The 22,980-nt window shown below is 59.1% G+C and carries 21 protein-coding genes and 1 pseudogene; 14 read left to right on the top strand and 8 right to left on the bottom strand.

Features of this window, described 5'->3' with window-relative positions; all coding sequences use genetic code 11:
• From GIW69_RS24025 to GIW69_RS24010, 4 genes are all read right to left on the bottom strand, one after another.
• Positions 1–1,195, bottom strand: a 1,195-nt coding sequence (locus GIW69_RS24025) for a tripartite tricarboxylate transporter permease (RefSeq protein WP_236485256.1), incomplete at its 3' end; no start/stop codon positions are given.
• The gene (locus GIW69_RS24020) at positions 1,192–1,656 is read right to left on the bottom strand and encodes a hypothetical protein (protein ID WP_236485258.1); all 465 of its coding nucleotides are present in this window, start codon (positions 1,654–1,656) and stop codon (positions 1,192–1,194) included. The genes GIW69_RS24020 and GIW69_RS24025, both read right to left, overlap by 4 nt.
• A gap of 61 nt (positions 1,657–1,717) precedes the next feature.
• Positions 1,718–2,638, bottom strand: coding sequence for a hydroxymethylglutaryl-CoA lyase (locus GIW69_RS24015; protein ID WP_236485255.1), 921 nt, complete (start codon positions 2,636–2,638; stop codon positions 1,718–1,720).
• Positions 2,638–3,924 (bottom strand): hydroxymethylglutaryl-CoA reductase, degradative, encoded by a 1,287-nt coding sequence (locus GIW69_RS24010; RefSeq protein WP_236485254.1) that lies wholly within the window; start codon positions 3,922–3,924, stop codon positions 2,638–2,640. Before GIW69_RS24010 ends, GIW69_RS24015 begins: the two co-directional genes overlap by 1 nt.
• A 132-nt stretch (positions 3,925–4,056) precedes the next feature.
• On the opposite strand from GIW69_RS24010, the gene GIW69_RS24005 reads away from it, so the two are divergent.
• From GIW69_RS24005 to ycaC, 7 genes and pseudogenes are all read left to right on the top strand, one after another.
• Complete coding sequence (locus GIW69_RS24005; protein WP_236485253.1) at positions 4,057–5,427, top strand: aminotransferase-like domain-containing protein; 1,371 nt, start codon at positions 4,057–4,059, stop codon at positions 5,425–5,427.
• 402 nt (positions 5,428–5,829) lie between these two features.
• On the top strand, positions 5,830–6,159 hold the full coding sequence (locus tag GIW69_RS24000; RefSeq protein ID WP_236485252.1) for a hypothetical protein: 330 nt from the start codon (positions 5,830–5,832) through the stop codon (positions 6,157–6,159).
• An 8-nt stretch (positions 6,160–6,167) separates the two neighbouring features.
• Positions 6,168–6,322, top strand: a pseudogene (locus tag GIW69_RS23995) (UV damage endonuclease UvsE); the annotation flags it as partial.
• A gap of 171 nt (positions 6,323–6,493) precedes the next feature.
• Positions 6,494–7,144 (top strand): hypothetical protein, encoded by a 651-nt coding sequence (locus tag GIW69_RS23990; RefSeq protein WP_236485251.1) that lies wholly within the window; start codon positions 6,494–6,496, stop codon positions 7,142–7,144.
• The gene (locus GIW69_RS23985; RefSeq protein ID WP_236485250.1) at positions 7,144–7,581 is read left to right on the top strand and encodes a phage holin family protein; all 438 of its coding nucleotides are present in this window, start codon (positions 7,144–7,146) and stop codon (positions 7,579–7,581) included. The genes GIW69_RS23990 and GIW69_RS23985 overlap by 1 nt, the downstream gene beginning before the upstream one ends.
• Positions 7,578–8,456 (top strand): DUF3618 domain-containing protein, encoded by an 879-nt coding sequence (locus GIW69_RS23980; protein ID WP_236485249.1) that lies wholly within the window; start codon positions 7,578–7,580, stop codon positions 8,454–8,456. Before GIW69_RS23985 ends, GIW69_RS23980 begins: the two co-directional genes overlap by 4 nt.
• A gap of 248 nt (positions 8,457–8,704) precedes the next feature.
• Positions 8,705–9,337, top strand: coding sequence for an isochorismate family cysteine hydrolase YcaC (gene ycaC / locus GIW69_RS23975; RefSeq protein ID WP_236485248.1), 633 nt, complete (start codon positions 8,705–8,707; stop codon positions 9,335–9,337).
• Between the two features lie 91 nt (positions 9,338–9,428).
• Here the strand turns inward: ycaC and GIW69_RS23970 are convergent, their stop codons facing one another.
• Positions 9,429–10,727 carry a carbohydrate porin gene (locus tag GIW69_RS23970; RefSeq protein ID WP_236485247.1) on the bottom strand — a complete coding sequence of 433 codons (1,299 nt, stop codon included), beginning with the start codon at positions 10,725–10,727 and terminating at the stop codon, positions 9,429–9,431.
• Positions 10,728–10,803: 76 nt separating this feature from the next.
• Positions 10,804–13,227, bottom strand: a complete 2,424-nt coding sequence (locus tag GIW69_RS23965) for a glucose/quinate/shikimate family membrane-bound PQQ-dependent dehydrogenase (RefSeq protein ID WP_236485246.1) — start codon at positions 13,225–13,227, stop codon at positions 10,804–10,806.
• Between the two features lie 599 nt (positions 13,228–13,826).
• Between GIW69_RS23965 and GIW69_RS23960 the strand changes: the two genes are divergently transcribed.
• From GIW69_RS23960 to GIW69_RS23940, 5 genes are all read left to right on the top strand, one after another.
• Complete coding sequence (locus GIW69_RS23960) at positions 13,827–14,792, top strand: amino acid ABC transporter permease (protein WP_236485245.1); 966 nt, start codon at positions 13,827–13,829, stop codon at positions 14,790–14,792.
• A 15-nt stretch (positions 14,793–14,807) separates the two neighbouring features.
• Entirely contained in the window at positions 14,808–15,578 is a 771-nt protein-coding gene (locus GIW69_RS23955; protein ID WP_236485244.1) for an amino acid ABC transporter ATP-binding protein, read from the top strand.
• A 56-nt stretch (positions 15,579–15,634) separates the two neighbouring features.
• Entirely contained in the window at positions 15,635–16,474 is an 840-nt protein-coding gene (locus GIW69_RS23950; protein WP_236485243.1) for a transporter substrate-binding domain-containing protein, read from the top strand.
• Between the two features lie 75 nt (positions 16,475–16,549).
• Positions 16,550–17,857: an NAD(P)/FAD-dependent oxidoreductase gene (locus GIW69_RS23945; RefSeq protein WP_236485242.1), complete on the top strand. Its 1,308-nt coding sequence runs from the start codon at positions 16,550–16,552 to the stop codon at positions 17,855–17,857.
• Between the two features lie 20 nt (positions 17,858–17,877).
• Positions 17,878–18,375 (top strand): Lrp/AsnC family transcriptional regulator, encoded by a 498-nt coding sequence (locus tag GIW69_RS23940; protein ID WP_236485241.1) that lies wholly within the window; start codon positions 17,878–17,880, stop codon positions 18,373–18,375.
• 96 nt (positions 18,376–18,471) lie between these two features.
• Here the strand turns inward: GIW69_RS23940 and GIW69_RS23935 are convergent, their stop codons facing one another.
• Entirely contained in the window at positions 18,472–20,535 is a 2,064-nt protein-coding gene (locus GIW69_RS23935; protein ID WP_236485257.1) for a TonB-dependent siderophore receptor, read from the bottom strand.
• A gap of 558 nt (positions 20,536–21,093) precedes the next feature.
• Here GIW69_RS23935 and GIW69_RS23930 point away from each other — a divergent pair.
• On the top strand, positions 21,094–21,786 hold the full coding sequence (locus tag GIW69_RS23930; protein ID WP_236485240.1) for a 3-oxoacid CoA-transferase subunit A: 693 nt from the start codon (positions 21,094–21,096) through the stop codon (positions 21,784–21,786).
• An 8-nt stretch (positions 21,787–21,794) separates the two neighbouring features.
• Entirely contained in the window at positions 21,795–22,436 is a 642-nt protein-coding gene (locus GIW69_RS23925; RefSeq protein ID WP_236485239.1) for a 3-oxoacid CoA-transferase subunit B, read from the top strand.
• Positions 22,437–22,541: 105 nt separating this feature from the next.
• Here the strand turns inward: GIW69_RS23925 and GIW69_RS23920 are convergent, their stop codons facing one another.
• Entirely contained in the window at positions 22,542–22,919 is a 378-nt protein-coding gene (locus tag GIW69_RS23920; RefSeq protein WP_236485238.1) for a cupin domain-containing protein, read from the bottom strand.
• Positions 22,920–22,980 lie beyond the last annotated feature (61 nt).

Here is a 22,980-nt window from a genome sequence, read left to right as displayed (position 1 = left end):
ATATCACCGCTTCGTGGCTGATCTTGCGCGAGACAAACGATGCGGCGCGATGGGCGTAATTCATCGTGAAGGGATAGGCGATGAGAATGGCGACGATGACCGCCAACATGCTGTAACCGAGGAATTCCCACGTGCTCAGCAGCGTGTGCAGGTTGTTGATCTGACCGGTGGCGGCATCGACGCTGAAACGTGGCGGCGCGTTGAACAATGGCGCTGCAGGCCCCGCAGCCACCGGGCTCAACGGCAAACCGAAGGCAATCAGCGGGATTAATGCTTCGGCGATATAGGTCGCTTCGGTGACGCCGTTTCGGGCCGTGATGACCGTGGTCAGTCGATGGTAGACATGCTTGACCCTTGAGCCGACCAACTCGCCCATGATCACGGTCATTGCCACCGGGCTGAAGACAAACGTGGCGCTGGAAATGCTTGCCGTGATGGCGGTCCAGACCGTTTGCTTGTTGTCCATCACCTTCAGCGGATTGGGGAAGAAACCGCCCCAGCTTTTGACGTCCGGCGCCAGTGAAAACGTGCGCACTTCCTGGCGTTTCATCGTCGCTCGTTCGGCGGGCGCAAGCATGGAAAACAGCGCGGCAATCAGCGGCCCGATGGCGATGCCCAGAAAGTAACTGACGCTGAGTTTGACGCCATATTGTCCGGTAACGCTTTGCAAGCCGACGATGATCATGACAAAGGGAATCATCGCGAGCACCGCCGCCAACCCGCCTTTCGAAAACCAGGCGATGGCAATCGCAGCACACAGAAAAACCCACGGCGCCGCATGTTTGATGGCATCGCCAAACGGCGCGAGCATCACGGCAAACAACACCGCCATCGGCACCGCGATCAACGCAGCGATGACCGCTCCGGAAATCATTTTGCGCAACGCGATGTGCGGTACGCCAAGGTTGCGCAGGAAGTTGGCCTCACGCATCAGCGGCGTGGCCATGGTGTCGCCGGGGATGCCCAACAGCGCCGTCGGCACGGCGTGGGTCATGTGCTTGGCAACCGCACCGGCGAGGAAGAACGTCAATACGCCCGGCGCGGGTACACCCAGCAGCACCACCAGCAAGGTCAGCGGCGCGAGGGTCGTGGTTTCGTCGCTGCCGGAGATGAGCCCGATACCGGCGAAGATCACCGCGCCGAGAATTCCCATACCCAGTGCGAAAAGGATTTGCTCCATTATCGGCCCGATCATGAGCGACCCCCTTCAACGCTGATTGAAGGTGCCGTTGCCGTGCGCGTTTCAATCTGCGCGGGGTTCTTCTTTTCGTAGTCGGCGAACAGATCATAGAGATCCATTTCCTTCAGCTCGGCAATTGTCTCCGGCGGCAGATCCGACAACTTGCCGAGGTCGCCGAACTCGCTTTGCAGTTCTGCCAGAACCCGGTCTCGCCAGGCCGGATCGGCCTCGTGCTCCATGACATTGCGCTTGGGTTTGAACAGTTTTGCGCTGATCGCCCCGCCGACGAGGCAACCGACGATACCCACCAACATCGCGTACGCCCGCGCCATCTGCGGATTCTCGACCCACCCGGAAAGCACCTGCGCGGCCGCGAAAAAAGCGCCGAGGCTGACCGTGGCGCCAATGGCAATCGAATAGATCAGGTGGCGGCCGTTGACCGTGTCACCCCAGACTTCGTAGAGATCGGATTTCAAGGAATTCTCCCACTGCCCTTGCGAGCTTTTATTGTTATGAACCTCTGGAGATGCAGGTGGATCAGTGTTCGCGAAGCCGTTTTGCCAATAACGCACGCGCCACGCTGGAAGCGGTTTCGCGCCCCAAATGAGCGTTGATGAATTCGCCGGCATCGATCACGGCGTCAAGGTCTACACCGTGTTTGAAGCCCAAACCGTCGAGCAGATAGAGCACATCTTCGGTGGCGACATTGCCGGTCGCGCCCGGCGAATAAGGGCAGCCGCCGAGACCCGCGACGGAGCTGTCAAACACCCGCACGCCCATCTCCAGCGCGGTGTGAATGTTAGCGATGGCCATGCCGTACGTGTTGTGAAAATGCCCCGCCAACGCACTGACAGGCACGACGTTGCCACAGCTTTCGATCAAGGCTTTGGTTGCTGCGGGCGTGCCCGTGCCAATCGTGTCGCCGAGGCTGATTTCATAGCAGCCCATGTCGAAGAGCGAGGCGCTCACCTCAGCGACTGCCTCGGGTTCGACAGAACCGGTGAAGGGGCAACCCATGACGCAAGAAACGTAGCCTCGCACGCTGACACCCGTCTCGCGTGCGAGCGCCATGACGTCCTGAAAACGCAGGAGGCTTTCGGCGATCGAACAATTGATGTTCTTGCGGGAGAAAGCTTCCGAAGCCGCGGCGAACACCGCCACCTCCCGGCACCCTGCCGCCAGCGCCGCTTGCAGTCCTTGAACATTGGGCACCAGTGCCGTCCAGGTCACCTCAGGACGATCCGCCAAGGCGCGCAACACCTCATCGGAACCGGCCATCTGCGGCACCCAGCGCGGCGACACAAACGCTCCGGCCTCAAGACTGCGCATACCCGCATCGGCGAGTTTATTCAGCAGTTCCACCCGAATGGCCGGTGCGAGGGTCAGCGTCTCGTTCTGCAAGCCGTCCCGTGCGCCGACCTCGACCAGCCTGACGACATTGTCATCATGGGCGCTCATCACTCGGCTCGCTTTTGCTTGAGCAGCTCGGCCGCTTTATCCGCGCGAACGTCACGCGCCTCGACCATTTCCTTCACCAGCCAACTGACCTCCTCACCTTTCGCACCGGCGGACAGCGCGATATTTCGTGCATGCAGCGCCATATGGCCACGCTGGATACCTTCGGTCGACAGCGCTCGCAACGCGCCCAAGTTTTGCGCCAAGCCAACGGCGACGGCGATTTCGGCCAGTTCTTGAGCGGTTTTCACACCGAGGATGCGCAGGGACAGTTGCGCCAGTGGGTGGGTTTTGGTGGCACCGCCGACCAGTCCGACCGGCATCGGCATTTCGAGGGTGCCGACGAGATGACCCTTGCTGTCCTTTTCCCAGGTAGTCAGCGAACCGTAATGGCCATTGCGACAGGCATAAGCATGTGCGCCCGCTTCAACGGCACGCCAGTCATTCCCCGTGGCGACGATCAAGGGATCGATGCCATTCATGATGCCTTTGTTGTGCGTGGCGGCGCGGTAAGGATCAACGACGGCAAAGTTGTAGGCGTCGAGGATGCCTTCGATCACGTCTTCGCCCTTATAGGCATCGGTCGTGAGCAATTCAGGGGCGATGCGAATCTGCGCACGGGCCAGCCGCAGGTCAGCGAGATTGGAGAGAATGCGCAGCCGAACCTTGCCGCCAGTGATTTCCTCCATCAATGGCGCAACGGCCTCAGCCATCGTGTTGACCGTGTTCGCGCCCATGGCATCACGCACGTCGACGATCAGGTGCGCCACCAGCATCGGGCCTCTTGGACTTTGCGCGAAGGTGTGGACTTCGATATCCCGGCAACCGCCGCCCAGTTTGTTCAACAACTGGTCTTTGCGATTGGCCAACTCAATGATTTCGTCTTTGCGGCGCAACAGGCTCAGGCGAGCGTTGAAGGGATCTTCAATCTCGACGATTTGCACTTGGGCGCGCATCAGCGGCAGGGAACTGGAGGTCAGAAAACCGCCGGCTGAGCGGGCCAGTTTGGCCATGAACGACGCGGCGGCCACCACCGAGGGCTCCTCGACAACCAGTGGGACGATGACATCGCGGCCATTGATCTGGAAGTTGCTGGCGACGGCGTATGGCAGTTCGAATTTGCCGATCACGTTTTCGATCATGCCATCGGCGATTTCAAGCGGCAGCGCGCCATCGTTCTTCAGCAGGTCTATGTCGGCGGCCGGGAGTTGCAGCAACTCCTGCAAATGCCCCAAGCGTTCAGCGGGGGTCAGGCTACGAAAGTTGGCAAGGCGAGAGTCGAGGCTCATCTGAAAGTCCTGTCGCGGTTATTGTTTTGGTTGCGACAACACTATTGCGCTCTGTACCGGCAGAGAAGGTACAGTTTGGACAGACAGTACCCAAGCTGTACCCTTGCGGCTCATTTCACAGGATTTCGCCCCATGGCCCGGATGACATTAGCCCAGCAACTGGCGGTTTCACTCACGGATCAGATCGTCGATGGCACCTATCGCGCGGGGGATCGACTGCCCTCGCTGCGCGAATGCATGCGCCTGCTGGGCCACTCCAAAAACACCGTGATCACGGCGTACGAGGCACTGGCCTCGCAGGGCTTGGTCGAGGCGCGCCATGGACAGGGTTTTTTCGTCAAACAAGGCGCGCCTGACCATCAGGAGCCTGAGGAACCGCCGCCGTATGCCCGGGCGATGGACACCATCTGGCTGATGCGCCAGCAATTCGTCCGCGAGCCGGGCCATTCGCCGCTCGGCGAAGGGTTCCCACCGGTGGAATGGCTGATGGACATGCGCCTGGACAAGTTCACCCGGCAGATCATGCGAACCGGCGTCACCACCCTGTTCCGATACGGCAATCGACTCGGTAATGCCGGGCTGCGCCAGCATCTGACGCAGAAACTCGCTGCCTATGCGATTACCGTCAGCCCTCGGCAAATCGTCACTACCCACGGCGCCAATCACGCACTCGATCTGATCATTCGACGGTTCCTTGCCCCCGGCGATTGCGTATTGGTGGAAGACCCGGGTTACTACCCGTTGTTCGGCAAATTGCAGTTGCAAGGCGCGAACATGTTGCCCGTCCCTCGCTTGCCGGACGGGCCTGATTTGCAGGTGCTGGAGCAGCATCTGCGCACGCACAAACCCAAACTGTTTTTCATCCAGTCGGTCGGCCACAACCCGACCGGCTCCGACATTTCGCCCGGCAAGGCGCATCGGCTTGTGCAATTGGCCGAGGAACACAACTTCATTCTGGTGGACGATGATGCGCTGGCAGACTTCAAACCGGCGACCGCGCTCAAAGTGTCGGCACTCGACCAGTTGAAGCATTCGCTGTACGTCGGCAGCTTTTCAAAATCGGTGTCAGCGGCCCTGCGCGTGGGGTTCATCGCCGGCAGCAAAGACGTCATTGATGAACTGGGCGATCTGAAAATGATGCTTCACACCAGTTCATCTGAACTGTGCGAGCGCACCGTCGACGCCATCCTCGTCGAAGGCCATTTCCTGCGGCATTCGATCCGCCTTCAGGAACGCCTCAGGCAGGCCACGGCCGAGGGTCTGCAAATGCTCGACGACATCGGCGCCGAAGTGTTCTGTCGGCCCGAGCAAAGTCTTTATCTGTGGGCCAGATTCCCGCGCATCGGCGATGCCCGTGAGCTGACTCGCGAGCTGCTGCCCAAAGGCTTCATGATCGCGCCGGGGCACATCTTTTCGCCGGAGCAGTCGCGGATCAATCCGTGGACCAGACTGAATGTGGCTTATCTGAACGATCCTCTGCTCAAGGCGACACTGCGGGGCTGAGGTGTGTGGTCTCGGCAATTCAAGCGCTCACCCACCCAAGGATGAATCACGGCGCCCCCCCTCACCCGTCTGGAGCGACGATGACGCATACGCGGCACAAGCAGCACGGCAAGTAACCAATCGTCGACCGGCAACAGGGTCGAAAATGGAAACATGAAGTCTGGCTGGAGCCCGATGGACTCGTCCTTGTGCCTTCGCGGGCAGCATCTGCTGTGATGCCAAAACCGTTTTTCGGAACGTTTGGGCGCGACCAGGTGTCGGTTATACAACGGCACCGAAGTGTCATTTTTAGTCCACTGAGAGAGGTAACTACCATGAACAGCATTGTCTACATCGTCGGCGCAGTCGTAATCGCCCTGTTTATCCTGTCGTTTGTCGGCATCGTTTAACCGCGTCAATGCCATGCATCCGACGACGCCTGATGGTCGCTACTTTGTCGTCAAGGAGCAACTCTGGCGCTGTACCAATCCGCGACTGGACGAATGTCTGCGACAAGGTTTGGTGGATGAACTGATGGCCGCGCGGCGCGAAGTAAAAACCGCGAAAGCCACTGGTAATTCCGCCGGACTGATACTCGCCCGGACACGTGTAAACGCCGCCAAGGTAAAGCTTGGCGAGCGCGGCCCGGTGTGGTGGGACGATGGCAGTCCTGACTTCAATCGCTACCGGGTCGGCAACACGCCCTACTCGCAATGGTATGACGCGTTACGAAGTTCAACCCCAGACAAATAAAGTATGCGATGAATCCCTCCAGAATCGGCTTCGCCTGCCAGTACAAACACCCGACCGCCATTTGTCAGCGGCCCGATTGAAGCTGATCGAGGGCCCTTTCAATCCTCGAACGACGACACTGCGCTGGATGGACAGCGTGCCGTTGCGGGTCGTCCATGACCAATATCGCCGCGCTGGCGCTCGTCCACGCTTGGGCCTGAGCACGCCAGTCGGGTAGCCCGTCAATCCGCTTGAACTCCCTGATTCACTACCCCGTCACTCTCTATGAGGGAGCGTGGAGTATTGTGCCGCGTCATCCCGCACCGCTTGTTTTCATTGAAAAGTGAGGGACGAGATGGACACTTCAGACGCAAGACCCGGGGGTCAGCCGCACGATCAGGACTCTCAACAACCGCAGCACGATTTTCAGCACCTCAAAGATGACGTATCGCAAGCGCTCGACAGCGGCCGGCATCAGGCTGAAACGCAATACGGGCAGTACCGCGACACGGCCGCCGAGCAAATCGAAGCGTTGGCCCAGGGCGCGAAATCCTTTGCCGGAGAGCTGGAGGACAAAGACACGCTGGGCATGTCCGGTTACCTGTCCGACATCGCCGAATCGATGACCAGCATGGCCGGCAATCTGCGTGGTAAAAGCGCCGAAGCCTTTCTGCACGATGGCGCAAAACTGGCCCGGGACAATCCGGGGCTGTTCATTGCCGGCAGTATCGCGCTGGGCTTCGGGCTGTCGCGCTTCCTCAAGGCCGGCAGCTCCCCCGCCGCCACGGTAAGCACGACTCAGGAGCCGACACCGCGCCGCACCGTGCCGCCAACGGCGGACTTGGGCACTCGCCCTCTCGATGAAACATCCCCTGCCCAGCGGCAAGACCTCAACCCGGGCCTGGCCACCGGCATTACGGCGGCATCCCCGGACCTGCGCGACCACCCCTCTGATTTCGCCTCGACCGTGTCGCCGGATACCACGCCACCCAAAGGAGCACTGTGATGAACAGAGACGATCTGAATGTGCCGGGCGCAAAGCCCACGAGCACCGCTGCCAGCTCTGATGACGTATCTATCGTCGGCCTCTTGCGCCAGTTGTCGCGTGAAGTGCCGGCGCTGTTCACCAAAGAACTGGCGCTGATGAAAGCGGAGCTGCAAAACAGCCTGACGACCCTTAAAGCCGGGATCGCCGCCGTGGCGGGCGGCGCGATTGTCTTGCTGGCCGGATTCATCATTTTGCTGATGTCCGCCGTGTACGGCTTGAGCACGATGATGGCGCCCTGGCTGGCGGCGTTGATCGTCGGCGTGGTGGTGATGATCATCGGTTTCGTCATGCTGCAGTCCGGCAAAAAACAGTTCGAGCCATCCCACTTCAAACCTGACCGCACACTGGACGCTTTGAACAAGGATCAGGAAGCCCTGCGGAGGAAAGTCTCATGAACCGCGAATCCAACCTGCAAGCCGAACTGAACACCGACAAGGATCCCGAGCAGATCGAACGCGAAATCGATGCGCAACGCGCCAGCATCGGCAACATCGTCGACGCACTGGAAAGCAAATTCACCCCGGGCCAGATGTTCGATCAGGCGCTGGGCATGATGCAAAGCAACGGCACCACATTCCTCACTAATCTGGGCACCAGCGTGCGCAACAATCCTGTGCCGGCGGTGCTGACCTCGGTCGGTCTGCTGTGGTTAATGATGAGCCAGAACCGCCCGCCTCAGCCGCAACCCGGCTATCGCAGCGGGCCGGATCAAAATCGGTTCGGCGAATGGGCCGACGGCCTGGCCGATGGCATCGACAGTGCGCGCGGTCATTTGCACGACACGGCGGATTCGGTCAGTGAAGGCTATCAATCGCTGAAGGATCGCGCGGCCAGCATGGGTGATCGGGTTGGCGCCGCGTCGCACAATATGGGCGACCGCTTGAGTGCTGCTTCGCACAACATGGGCGATGCCATGCATCACGCCAGCGACAGCGTTGTGCAGAACACTCAAGCGCTGGGTCAGCAGTTCAACCGCATGCTCAAGGAACAACCCTTGGTGGTCGCGGCGGCGGGCATCGCGCTGGGGGCCTTGCTCGGCGCGGCGTTTCCAACCACGTCCACCGAGCGACGCTACCTCGGAGGCGCCAGTGCCGGCATGGTCGACAAGGTGAAAAAACAGGCCCAGGAAGGTTACGACGCGGTGCGCGATACCGTCACCCAAACCACGGAGCACCAGACCGAACCCGGTGCGCCACGCCCCGGCGCCTCAGGAAGCTCAGGCACATCCGGCAATTCAGCGGATCTGTCGGAAGGACTCGGCACCTCCTGAGCCCCATAGGAGAGAGATTGCTCGCGATTCAAGCGACGCGGACTGACAAGGGGGGCCTGGATGGCCCCCTTTTCATGCCTGCAAAAAAGGCATCAAGAGACGACGCCCGGCATTGTCCACCCAAAGGCGACAGTCAAACCGTTTCCAGGCGCTTTTTCCCTCCCCGGCAACGCCTTAATCTGAGCCCATGTTGAACGACGCCACTGTTGAACAACGCCACTTACCCCAACTCGATAAAGGACTTCACCATGACCAACGCCACCTACAACCGCCTGAACAAAGATGACGCTGTTGTACTGATGATCGACCACCAGACCGGTCTGATCTCGCTGGTGCAGGATTTCTCGCCAAACGAATTCAAGAACAACGTGCTGGCCCTGGCGGACGTCGCCAAGTTCTTCGAGCTGCCGACGATCCTCACCACCAGTTTCGAACAAGGCCCGAACGGCCCGCTGGTGCCAGAGTTGAAAGAGATGTTTCCGGACGCGCCGTACATCGCCCGCCCCGGCCAGATCAACGCCTGGGACAACGAAGACTTCGTCAAGGCGATCAAAGCCACCGGCCGCAAGCAATTGATCATCGCCGGTGTCGTGACCGACGTCTGCGTCACCTTCCCGGCCCTGTCCGCACTGGCTGAAGGCTTCGAGGTCTTCGTGGTCACCGACTCCTCCGGCACCTTCAACACCACCGTGCAGCAAGCCGCGTGGAACCGCATGACCAATGCCGGCGCGCAAATGATGAACTGGTTCTCGGTGGCCTGTGAGCTGCAAGGCGACTGGCGCAACGACATCGAAGGCCTGGGTAACCTGCTGTCCCAGCGCATCCCGAACTACCGCAACCTGATGAACAGCTACTCGGCGATGGCCGCGCGTCAGGGCTGAAATCCGTAAACAAAATCGGCCGCTCCGGGGGTGACAATAACTGTCATGTCCGTAGCGGCCGATTCGCGTTCTGTCGTTTGTCGCTGAAACCCTAGAAAATCGCTTTCACCTGCAAACCGACCACCAACGCATTGTCGATGTTCTCACCGGAAAACGCGCCCGGTTCGATGATGTATTGCATGTCCGGACGCAGCAGCAACCACGGTGTTGCCTGGTAGCCATAGCTGAGCTCGATCAACTGCTCGGCGCTGTCCAGATTCGGGAATGTCCCGCCGTTGGCCTGCGCAGCGTCTTGCTGCACGTCGCGGCTGCGCGGGTTCGGCACGGCGCGGCCGTAACCCAACGCAACGGTATCGCGCGCACGGCTTTCGAACGGTTTGTACAGAACCACGCCGGCGCCGTACCAGGTCTTGAATGGCGAGGCTGCGGCGCTGGCTGCCGAGTATTGGCCGAAGGCATGCACACTGCGACCTTCGGACGTTGGCGAATTCCACACGGTCTGATCAATCAGCAGATAGTGACCGCTGCGCCCGGCCTCCTCGGAATTGCTGTCGATGCGTTTGGCGTCGGAGCTGTCGTAGTAATAACCGAGCTTGTATTCACCCGGCAGCTTGCCCGCGTGCTTGTACACCAACTCGATCGGCACCACGGTGCCGGTGGTGTGCTTGGGCCCCGGATTCCAGGCGCGACTCGAGTTGCCGTTGCTTTCAGGGTCGACGTTGAAGGCCGCTACGCGCAGTTGCCACGACGGCGAGAAATCGTATTTGACCCGTGCGCCCAGGTGCGCGTTGGGGTAGTTGCTCCAACCGCTGCCACCGGACATGTTCAGCGGGTGACCGCAGAAACCGGCGTTCATGAAGTTGCACAGAATGCCGCTGTCGAGACCGCCGACATCGTTGCCCATTGCCATGTAACCCAGCTTGACGTTCAGCGCCGGGGTGAACAGCGTGCGCTCGTAACTCAACTCGGTCAGGCGGGTGTAGAGGCCACCGTAGTTTTCCTGGATCGGCAGACGGTTGCCGACCAGGTCTTCGGAAGCGCTGTTGCCGCGACGGTCATTGATGGTCAGCTGGACGAGGCCACCGTTGTCGATGCCGTACAACTTGCCGAGATCGAACTGGACGCCGAGCTTGATGTTCTGCGAATAGCGCGCCGAACGGTGCAGGCCGCCGTGGGCGTTGTAGGCGGTTTCGCCGCTGTAATCGCCAGTGAACTTGATGCCGTCCTCGTTCAACTGATGGCGCAGACCGCCCCAGTCGCCGGTGAGGGTGCTGCGGGTCATCAGATCCGAACCGGTGTCGGCCAGCGCCGGCAACGCAGCGCTGCAGCTCAAGCCCAGCAGCAGGCAGTTAACGAAGGAGGAACGGGAAAAATCAACAACGGAAAACATCTTTGATTCCTGAAAAAAAAGCGACACCCGAAGGTGCCGCCTAGATCAACGCACCCGCCGCGGCGGGCTTATTCTTTTACTGCAAGGTGTACGCAATGACGTAGTCGCCGCGATCGGTCGACTGACGCGCGCCGCCCGCAGTGATGACCACGTATTGCTTGCCGGATTTCGGCGAGACATACGTCATCGGGCCGCCCTGGCTGCCGACCGGCAGACGTGCTTTCCAGACTTCGTCACCGTTGGCGCTGTTGAAGGCGCGCAAGTAGAAGTCCTGAGTACCGGCGATGAACACCAGACCACCTTGGGTCGACAGGGTGCCGCCGAGGGTTGGCAGGCCGACCTTGATCGGCAAGTGCATGCGGATGCCCAGGGGACCGGTGTCTTCAACGGTGCCGACCGGGACTTGCCATGCGACTTTGCGGGTCTTCATGTCAATCGCGGTCAGGGTGCCGAATGGCGGCGCCTGGCAAGGAATGCCGGCCACTGACAGGAAGCGGTTTTTGTTGACCGCGTAAGGCGTGCCTTTCAGCGGTACTGCGCCCATGCCGGTGTTCAGCGCTTCGCCAGCCGAGCCGCCGGTAGGTGGTGCTTTCGGGGCTTCAGTCGGCGCGGTGATCATCTGGATCCACAGCCCCAGACGCATGTCGTTGACGAAGATGAAACCGTGCACCGGGTCAGTGGAGATGCTGCCCCAGTTCATGCCACCCAGCGAGCCCGGGAAGCTCAGCGACTTGTCAGTGCCCGGCGCGGTGTAGAGGCCGTCGTAGCGCATGGACTTGAAGTCGATGCGGCACAGCAGTTGATCGTAAGGCGTCGCGCCCCACATGTCCGACTCGGTCAGGTGTTGCGCGCCGATCTGTGGCATTCCCACGGATTTCGGCTGGGTCGGCGAGTATGGCTCGTTCGGAATGTCGCCTGGCTTGACCGGTACTTCATCGACTTCAGTCAGCGGCTTGCCGGTGGCGCGGTCGAGCACGTAAATCTGCCCGGCCTTGGTGCCGATCACCACGGCTGGGACGGTTTTACCGTCAGCCTTGGGGAAGTCGATCAGGCTCGGTTGCATCGGCATGTCGAAGTCCCAGAGGTCGTTGTGGACGGTCTGGTAAACCCACTTTTCGTCACCATTGCTGGCGTCCAGTGCCAACAGCGAAGCGCCGTATTTGTGGTCCAGCTCTGTACGTTCAACGCCATAGATGTCGGTCGACGAGCTGCCCATCGGCAGGAAAACCGTGTTGGTGGCCGGGTCATACGACATCGGCGCCCAGCTGTTCGGGGAGCTGCGCACGTAGGTGCTGTCACCCTCTGGAGCGGTTTTGCTTTCCGGGTTGCCCGGATCGAACGCCCAGCGCATCTGGCCGGTGATCACGTCGAAACCACGGATCACGCCACCCGGCATGTCGGTCTGAACGTTGTCGGCCACACGGCCGCCGACCACCACAGTGGTGCCTGCCATCAGCGGTGCCGAGGACAGTTGATAGTAGCTGTCCGGCACATTGCCCAGACCGGCTTTCAGATCAACCTGGCCGTTGGTGCCGAAGCCTTGGCAGAACTCGCCGGTGTCGGCGTCGACCGCGATCAGGCGCGCGTCGATGGTGTTGGTCAGCAGACGACGCTGGCAACTGGCGCCGGCCGGTACGCTGACGGGCGTGGCTTGCGAACCGCTCGACTGGGCGATCGGCTGGGATGCATCGAAATACGCCATGCCACGGCAACGCTGCCAGACTTTCGACTGTGCGTTGATCGCGTTCTTCCACAGCTCTTTACCGGTGTCGGCTTCGAGGGCGATCAAGTTGTTGTGCGGCGTGCAGATGAACACTTTGTTGCCGATCTGCAACGGGGTCAGTTGGTCTTCTGCACCGTTACCATCGCTCTCGGCGATGTCGCCGGTGTGGTAGGTCCAGGCGACTTTCAATTTGTCGACGTTGTCGCGATTGATCTGATCCAGCGCGGCGAAGCGGCTGCCACCTTCGGTGTTGCCGTAGTGCGCCCAATCTTTCTGCGCCTTGGCCGGATCGACCGGCGTCAGGCCCGGGCCGTCACCTGTCGGTGCGACGCTTGGGTGAGCGACGAACATGTTGCCCGCCGCCACCGCGAGTACCACGGCCAGCACGGCCGCCAGGCCATAGGCACCACGGCCCGAGGCTTCACCGCCGGCACGCTTGAGCAGTGGATAGACCAGCGTCACCGCCAGACCGACCGCACCGAACATGAACAGACGCGAGAACAATGGCCAGAATTCCAGGCCCACGTCGAGCAATGCCCAAATCGCCGTACCGATCAGAAATGCGGCAAATACCCACGCCCCTGCAGTTCTGCGGCGGGCAATCAATACGCCGGAAACGACCATCAGCAGCCCGCCGATCAGGAAGTACCAGGAGCCTCCCAGCGTGGCCAGTTTCACACCGCCAGCGCCGAGCGCGAGCCCCAGCAAGGCGATGACAATGCCTAGCGCAATCAGAATAAAAGATGAGGCCCTGGAGATGGGCTGTGCTTGTTTCATGTCGGCATCCTGAAAAATGAAGGCGCGCAGTATATAGATAGCTAACTATCGATGCACATAATTGTCGAAACTGGTCATTTGCGGGCTGATCAGTCGTATCTCACGCCCTGGCGTTGACAACGTGCGAGTACTCATTGAGAGCTTAGTGAGAATCCGGAATTCCGCTTATTTTTGGGGTTAATTGATTAGCCATACTCCCCTCTTGTGCCATCGGCGTTGGCGCTGCTTACACAAGCTATAAAACCTGATTGTTCATAACCTCGGACCCAACGGTGGTTTGAACATTCGGTCATCGCTGCATACCGTGGCGGCCTTCGCTTCTGTTTGAAAAATCCATGCCCTCCCGCTCTGGATTGACAGGCATGCGCAGCGGTTGGCATATCTGTGCGGCGAGTTGAGCCCTCGCCGTCGTGGTCGGCCATCCTCGCTGGATATTCTTGAACCACAACTGCCAGGCATTTCTTGCAGATGTAGGGATCTCACCCGTCTGGATGCTCATACAAACTTCAAACACAAACAATTCGCCGGGTGCCGCCCGGCATTTCGCACCCACATAATGGGCTTACAACAATAAGGGGTTACCCCGAGGCGTGTAAGCCATGTTCAAAGACCACATCGTCAAGACTCGAATGACTGACAGTGCCGCGTTCATGGGCGCGGTGGCTGTGGTCATTTTCATCATTACGCTTGTTTGCGGCGTGGGCGAAGGCCGTCTTTCAAACCTGATGGGGCCCATCGTTCTCGACTTGAAAGCGCCTCTGGCGCGCGACATTGCAGTCGGGGGGACGTTCACGATCACGGTCGTGCTGAACCTGTTCATTCTTGGCCGATTCCCCTTGCGAGCGCAGATCATCACCGTCTGGTGCGAGCTGCTGGTGCTGTTTCTTTTATTCTTCGACACCTTCAATCTTTCTTACAGTTTCATCGCGACCAAAGTCGGTTTCATGATCACCCAAGGGGTTTTCACGACTGTCTATGTGTCCGCCATCTCCATCGCCATTGCGTTCGTTCTGGCCTTGCTGGGGGCAACAGCACGCTTATCTTCGAACGGCTTCGCGATTGCCATTGCCAGCTTCTACACCTCGTTTTTTCGCGGTGTTCCGCTTCTCATCCAGATCTACCTGATTTACCTGGGGATCCCGCAATTGGGCTATGTCGTCGGCGCCGTTCCCGCCGGGATCCTGGCGTTGTCGCTGTGCTACGGCGCCTATATGACAGAGATTTTCCGTGCAGGGATCAGCAGCATTTCGCGGGGCCAGTGGGAGGCTTCGCGGGCTATCGGCCTGAATCCTTTTCAGACGATGACGCGGGTGATTCTTCCTCAGTCCATGCGACTGATCATTCCACCGACGGGCAATCAGTTCATTTCGATGCTCAAGGACAGTTCGCTGGTGTCCGTGATCGGGGTCTGGGAGCTGATGTTCCTGGCCCGGACACAAGGACGGGCCGAGTTTCGTCACCTGGAAATGCTCATCACGGCTGCCGTGTTGTATTGGCTGCTGTCGATCATCCTGGAAACCGTCCAGGCCCGCCTTGAGAAGCATTTCAATCGCGCCCATCGCTGAATCAGGAGCTACAGGATGAACTCGCCGTCAACTACAGCCGCGCCTGCCGTTTCCCCCGCCATTTCGATTCAAGGCATGCACAAATGGTACGGCGATTTTCACGTGCTTAAAGACATCGACTTGCACATCGCCAGCGGCGAAATAGTGGTCGTATGCGGGCCATCGGGATCTGGAAAATCCACATTGATTCGCTGCTTGAATCTGCTCGAAGATTTTCAGAAAGGGAGCGTTTTCATCGACGGTACCGAACTGACGCGTCAGGCCGCCTGTGTGGCCGGAATCCGGCGTCAGGTCGGCATGGTCTTCCAACAGTTCAATTTGTTCCCGCACATGACGATTCTGGAAAACCTCATGCTGGGGCCGCGGCTGGTGAGCAGACTCAGCGAGTCCGAGGCTCGCGAACTGGCTTACCAATATCTTGATCGGGTGCGAATCAGAAACCAGGCGGACAAATACCCGGGCCAGCTCTCGGGCGGTCAGCAGCAGCGCGTCGCTATCGCTCGCGCCTTGTGCATGCGCCCTCGGATCATGCTGTTCGACGAACCCACGTCCGCGCTTGACCCCGAGATGGTCAAGGAAGTGCTGGATGTGATGGGCGAACTCGCGCAGGACGGCATCACGATGGTGTGCGTCACCCACGAGATGGGGTTTGCCCGACGGGTTGCCGACCGGATCATTTTCATGGATCAGGGTTGCATCATCGAGCAAGCCAAACCCAATGCGTTTTTTGACAACCCGCAGCACGAGCGTGCCCGGGAATTCCTTTCGCAGATTCTCGCCCACTGAGAAAACCGTCGAACCGACTGACGTCGTCGACCCATAAAAAAAACCGGAGGCTTCTCATGATCTCGCTGACTCGCTTGTTCACTGCAGTTGCTGTTACCACCGTCGTCACCGTCGCCGCGGGCACTGCCTGGGCCGGTTCAACGCTCGACCGTATCCATGAGACAAAAATGATGAAGGTGGCCACCGCGGCCAATTGGCCGCCGCAATCGTTTCTGGGGCCGGACAACAAACTGCAAGGCTTTGATATTGATGTCGCCAGTGAAATCGGTCGGCGCCTGGGCACCAAAGTCGACTTCGTAACGCCAGAGTACGGGATCATTACTGCCGGGCGCTGGTCGAGTCGCTGGGACCTGTCGGTCGGTTCCATGACGCCCACCACCGAGCGCGCACGAGTTCTCGACTTCCCCGCTATTTACTACTACACGCCGTATGTATTCGCCGTGTACAAGGACGCCGCCGGCACCAAACCGCAGGATCTGAACGGCAAAGTGATCGGGGTTGAAGCCGGCACGACGTCGGAAGACTACATCAACCGCAAACTCAAGATCGACGCGGTCGATGTACCGCCGTTCACCTACGACGTCACGCCCGGCGAGGTCAAGACCTACGGCGACAGCATGGGTCCGCTGGATGACCTGCGCATGGGCAACGGGGTTCGGCTGAACGCCACGTTGTCCGCCCTTCCCACCATCGTTGCTGCCGTCAAGAATGGCTATCCGATCGTGCAGGTGGAGGGCAAACCGGCGTATTACGAACCCTTGGCGATTGCCGTGGATAAAGGCGATGAAGCGTTCAACAGCGCGCTGACCAAAATCGTCGCCGACATGAAAACCGACGGCACGCTGAAACAGCTTTCCGAGAAGTGGTACGGCGCCGACCTCACCCACATTCAATAAACCCTTCGAGTGCAGGCGCCCGTCCACGACGCGGCGCGCTGCCTGTCTGCGCCCGGAAAAAGGACAACGGACTTCATGCACAGCTATAGCAACAACTACTACACCGCGACGATGCACGAAACGCCTCAACGGGCGCCGCTGTCGGGCCACGCCCAGGCTGATGTGTGCATCATCGGCGCAGGGCTTGCCGGCCTCAGCACGGCATGGGAACTGATTTCGCGCGGGAAGTCGGTCGTGCTGCTGGACGCCGGCCGTGTGGCCTGGGGCGCGTCCGGCCGTAACGGCGGCTTCGTGCTTCAAGGCTGGTCGGAAGGCTTGTCGGCCATCGAACAACGCTGCGGAAAACCGACCGCCGCCGCCCTGTTCAAGCTGTCGCTCGAAGGCGTCGATATTGTCCGGGACATGATCACCGATCATCAACTGCCAGGCTGCGCGCCAACGCCTGGAAAATTGAGCGTGGTGCGTTATGAGGATGGCGATAACCTCCAGCGACTGCGCGACAAAATGGCGACTGATTTCGACTTTCATCTCGATTACCTGGATCGTCCGGCCGTCCGAGAAAAGCTCAAGACCGACCGTTATTTTCAGGCGCTGCGCGATAACCATGGATTTCATTTCCACCCGCTGAATTATTGCCTGGGCCTGGGCCGGCTGATCGAAAACGGCGGCGGCCGGCTTCATGAACAGTCGCCCATGATTCGCGTCGAGAGCCGGGCTGGCAGACACCGCGTCGTCACCGACCAAGGCACGGTCGATTGCGCCGACGTCGTGTATTGCTGCGGCGGCTACGGTGGTTCGGAGTTCGGCAAATTACGCCGCGCCTTTTTGCCGATCGCAACGTACGCCGTGCTGACCGAACGGTTGGGCGAGCGCCTGGCAGAAACCGTCAATACCACCGACGCCGTGGGCGATAACCGCCGTGCTTCGGACTATTACCGGGTCGTCGAGGGTGATCGGCTGCTCTGGGGCGGTCGTATCACCACTCGCAACTTGCAAGACGAGAAACGCCTGGGCCAATTGCTGACCGAAGACATCCTCGACGTCTACCCACAATTGCGCGGCATCAAGATCGAAAAAGCCTGGTCAGGGCTGATGGGCTATGCGCGGCATAAAATGCCTCACATCGGGCCGCTCGGTAAGGGCTTGTGGACATGTACATCGTTTGGTGGCCATGGTATGAACACCGCACCCATCGGCGCACGCGTCATCGCTGAAGCCATTTGCGGCGAAACAGATCGCTATCGTCTGTTCGATGCCTACGGACTGGAATGGAACGGTGGCCCTCTTGGCCCGGCAGCCGCGCAAACGGTATACGCCGGGCTGAAGATCATGGACATGTTTCAGGAAACGCGCTCGCAACGCAGGGCGACTCATAAAAGCTGAATCCGAGCGAGGTCAAGGAAGTGCCCAACGATACGCAACATAGCGGCTCATTGTTCAATCTGACCGAAAAAGACAAGCAATTGCTCGGCCTCCTTCAAGCAAACGCGCGCGAACCCACGGCTTCTTTGGCACGCAAGCTCGGGGTCTCGCGTTCATCGGTGCAGGAACGGATTACCCGACTCGAAAAAGCAGGCGTCATCACCGGGTACAGCGTTCGCATTGACCAGGACAGACTCCAGCAGTCCATCAACTGTTTCACCATGACCTCCTGCACGAACAAGAGTTATACCGACGTCATGACAGCGCTGCGCAAAATGGATGCGGTGCAGGCTGTCTATGCCGTGTCGGGCGAGTCTGATTTCATCATTCATCTCACCACCTCGACCCTGAGCGAACTCAACGCCGAGCTCACCCGGATCAACATGATCAAAGGGGTGGCACACACCGCCTCTCACATCGTGATGGAAACCAAATTCAGCCGAAAGTTACTGTCGATGGAAAAAGGCACGGACACGTGAGACGCGGCTCGGGTCGACCCAGGAGGGAACTCACGGTTTGATCGCGCGGAGCAATCACATGCACAGCGCGAACCGTGCATGTGATTGGATAGCGCCTTACCAGCTATAACTCAGCTTCGCCGTCAATTCACGACCAGGGTTATAGAAGTCAGCCGTGCCGGAGCCGACCACGTGCTGTTCGTCTGCCAGGTTGGAGACGTTGATCGCCAGATCGGTGCCTTTGGCGATCTGATAGTTGAACGCAGCATCGAACAGCGTGGCTGCATCGCTCTCGCCGGTGTTGGCCGCATCGAAGTAATAAGCGCCGATGTAACGAGCACCCAGCCCCACGCTGACGCGGGTGTTTGGCACTTTGTAGTAACTCCAGAGCGAAGCCGAATGCTCGGGCGCTGCGGAGAACTGATTGCCCTTGAGCGACGTCCCGTCGTAAAGCGTGCCGCGCTGCACGTCCGACTTCATGTACGAATAACCGCCGACCAGGCTCAGGTTGTCGGTGATTTCAGCCTTGGCTTCCAGGTCCAGACCACGCACTCGCGACTCGCCCACCGTCTGCTGCTCAATGATGCCGCTCGGCAGCACGACAGCGATGGAGACATCTTCCTGGGTCAGGTCATAGACGGCTGCCGAGAACAGCGCATTCATGCCCAGCGGCGCATATTTCACACCCACTTCATACTGCTTGCCGCGCTCTGGCGTGACGCCAATGGTCGGCGGCGAGACAGACTCGACCATGCTGACGTAAGTGGACACTTCATCGTTGACGATGTAGGTCAGCGCGCCGCGAACCGAGGTTTCGGAGAAGTTATCCGAGGCTTTTACGTTGGTGATGTCGGTGCTGGACAGATCAAGAGAGTCGTTGCGCACGCCGCCGGTCACGATGAACCGGTCATAGAAAGACAGGTTCTGCTGCAGGAACACCGACTTGGTGGTGTAGTCCTGTTTGTTGCGACTGTAAGGCACGAGTCCGACGGGCGCCCCGGTGTAGACCGGATTGGCGACGTCGATGGGTGTGGTCAAGGCATAGACGGAGGTGTCTTTGGTCGATGCATCGCGATATTCCACGCCAACCATTGTGCTGCTGTCGATGTTTTCGAACTGGGCGTCGTATTGCAGCATCAGGTTGCCGTTCAACTGATCGGCGTCGGTGTCTGTGCCGAAGGCATAACGATCTACCACCGTGCCGGTGCGCGCCGCCGAATCGCTCAGATAGACGTAGCCGAAATCATCGGTCAGTTCGCTGTAACGCAGATTGCTGCGCAGGATGAAGCCGTTGTCGAAATCATGGGTGAAGTTGCCGCTGAGGCTGCTGCGTTCCACATCGTGGAAGTTGTAGCTCGGTTCGCCGAAGAATTTGCTGCGGCTGTATTCCTTGTCCAGCGGATAGCCACCGCTGTTGGGCGAACTGTTGGTCTTCAGGTAGTCGTAAATGAGTGTGCCGGAGGTAAACGCCGTCGGCGCCCAGGTCAGGCCGCCCATGATGAACTTGTTATCGTCCTGTGAATGGTCGTATTCGCGATCACTGTCCTGGAGTTTGCCGGTGAGGCGGTAGGCGACCGTTTTGTCTTCGTTCACGGTGTCGCCGACATCAATGCCCGTTTCGGCATGATCGAACGAGCCATAGGTCACGTAACCCTGGCCGAACTTTTCGAAGCGCGGTTTTTTGGTCACGAAGTTCACCGAGCCACCTGGGTCCGCCGGGCCAAACAGGGTGGAGTTGGCGCCGCGCAACACTTCGACACGCTCATATGCGAACGGCTCTTCGCGCACACCGCGCATTGAGCCCAAGGTCATGCCGTCACGGTACGTCGTGGCCTGGAAGCCGCGAATTTTGAAGTAGTCGTTGCGATCGTCAGTGCCGTAATAATCGGTCAGCACGCCCGGGGTGTACTGCAACACTTCTTCGGTGGTGCTGGCGCTGCGCTGCTCGATTTCCTTTTGGGTGACGACGGAAACGGAAGCGGGCGTGTTGAGAATGCTGGTCGCCACTTTGCCGCCGACCCAAAGCTCTTGAGCGACGACCGAGCGGGAATCATCACTGCCGGCAACTTGCGAGTTGACGATAATCGGTGCGAGACGATAAGCGCCCTCTTCACTGGTTTCGCTTATTTCTTCAGCCCCCACAGCAAACGGCGTGGCCACCAGCGGCGCACAAACCAGCATCGCCCGGGAGGCAAAATGGCGTGGCCTACGGGTGGTGGTAAAAATGGTTCTGGTATCAGTCATGCTCGAACATCCCCCAATCGAAATTGTCGCAACAAGTCGTTATATTTTTTGGAGTAACAACGTGTTTAATTTGCGACGGGGATCATATGCGAAATTCTGTTACCAACGATAAGCATTCCCATTCATGCACGCTAATTGGGCGGCGGCTTGAACCTGAGCAGTACGCCAATTCGTTGAAAAAATACCCTCAGCGGCTCGGCGCCCAGGAAAATCCTGTAGGAAAAATCATCTATCTTGCGGTTATTTTCTGGAAATGAGCGACATTCGACCCTCTTCGAGCGAGCCGGCTGCAGCAAGTCACGAAATCCCCGCGAGTGGATATACGTAACATCGACTTACAAAAAGGTAATGTTCGCTAATCGCACGACATCGCTTACCCAAGCCCCCACCCCGGCTCAATGTTTGGCACGCTATGCACAACTGCGCAGTCACCGCGATTCAAGCGGTTTGCCGTCAGATTCTGCTGTTTAGTCAACATAAAAACAGGGGTACACCTTGATCAACAAAACGTTTGAATCCGTCGCCGCTGTGCTGGACGGAATTGCCGATGGCTCGGTCATCATGGTGGGTGGTTTTGGCACCGCCGGCATGCCGTCGGAACTGATCGATGGCCTCATCGCATCGGGCGCTCGTGATCTGACCATCATCAGCAACAACGCGGGCAACGGTGAAATCGGTCTGGCCGCACTGCTCAAGGCCGGACGCGTTGCCAAGGTCATCTGTTCATTCCCCCGCCAGTCCGATTCCTATGTGTTCGACGAGCTTTACCTGGCTGGCAAAGTGCAGCTTGAAGTGGTTCCGCAGGGCAACCTCGCCGAGCGCATCCGGGCCGCCGGTTCTGGCATCGGTGCGTTTTATTCGCCCACCGGCTTCGGCACGTTGCTGGCCGAAGGCAAGGAAACCCGGGTAATCGACGGTCGCAACTACGTGCTGGAAATGCCGTTACGCGCCGATGTTGCCCTGATCAAGGCCGAAAAAGGCGATCGCTGGGGCAACCTCACCTATCGCAAGGCCGCGCGCAATTTTGGCCCGATCATGGCCATGGCCGCGACAACGACAATCGCCCAAGTCAATCAGATCGTCGAGCTGGGAGAGCTGGATCCCGAGCACATCATCACCCCGGGGATCTTCGTCCAACGCGTGGTCGCCGTGCCGCGTGCTTCTCTCTCGAAAGCCAACGTCAACTGAGGCCCGCCATGACTGTCATGAACAAACTCTCGCGCAGCGAAATGGCCCAACGTGTGGCCGACGATATTCTCGAAGGCTCTTACGTCAACCTCGGTATTGGTGTGCCGACGCTGGTGGCCAACTACCTTGGTGACAAGGAAGTCTTCCTGCACAGTGAAAACGGCGTACTGGGCATGGGCCCGAGCCCTGCCCCAGGTGAGGAAGACGATGATCTGATCAACGCCGGCAAGCAGCACGTGACGCTGCTGCCCGGTGGTGCCTATTTTCACCACGCCGACTCGTTCTCGATGATGCGCGGCGGGCACATCGACATTGCCGTGCTTGGCGCCTTTCAAGTCTCCGTCAACGGCGACCTCGCTAACTGGCACACCGGCGCCGAAGGCTCCATTCCAGCAGTCGGCGGTGCGATGGATCTGGCGACAGGCGCGCGTCAGGTCTTCGTGATGATGGACCACCTGACCAAGACCGGTGAAAGCAAACTGGTGCCGTCATGCACCTACCCCCTGACCGGCATTGGCTGCGTCACGCGGATTTACACGGATCTGGCAATCCTGGACGTTACGCCACAAGGCCTGAAGGTTAAGGAAATCCTTGCTGACATCAGCTTCGAGGACTTGCAAACCCTCAGTGGCGTGCCGTTGATTCGTTGAGCGCGAGAGCCTGTGCCCTTGATGGGCAAGGGCTCTCTGATTTCGTCTGGCCCTGCGTGAACAGGGCCTGATTGTCGTCAACCACCGACCTTCCCAACTCAGCCGTCAAATCCAGACATCATTAACCGCCGTCCTCTCCCCGCCTTCATCACCGGTATTCAACACACCGCACGGCTCAATCAACAGCAGCTTCACCTCTTGCGTGGCGTAAGGCTTATGCTCGATTCCTTTGGGCACCACGAACATTTCGCCCTGCCCGATCAGCACCGCGCCATCCCGGAAATCGATACGCAACTGCCCTTCCAATACGATGAAAGTTTCGTCCGTATCGGCATGGCGATGCCAGATAAAGTCACCCTCGATCTTTACGACCTTGAACTGGTAGTCGTTCATTTGCGCGATGACTTTGGGCGCCCATTGTTCGTTGAAGAGTGCGTATTTTTGCGCGAAATTGATGGCGCAATAGTGGTTGGTGTCAGGCATCAGGCTTCTCCATTCGACAGATTAGAAGCCTGACTTTAAGCAGGATAAAACGCGCGGTATT

It is taken from the genome of Pseudomonas syringae (genome assembly GCF_021605415.1).
In the GTDB taxonomy this organism is placed as follows: Bacteria; Pseudomonadota; Gammaproteobacteria; order Pseudomonadales; family Pseudomonadaceae; genus Aquipseudomonas; species Aquipseudomonas syringae_S.
The sequence above is the reverse complement of the archived record's forward strand: the minus strand, read 5'-3'. Positions and strand labels throughout refer to the sequence as shown.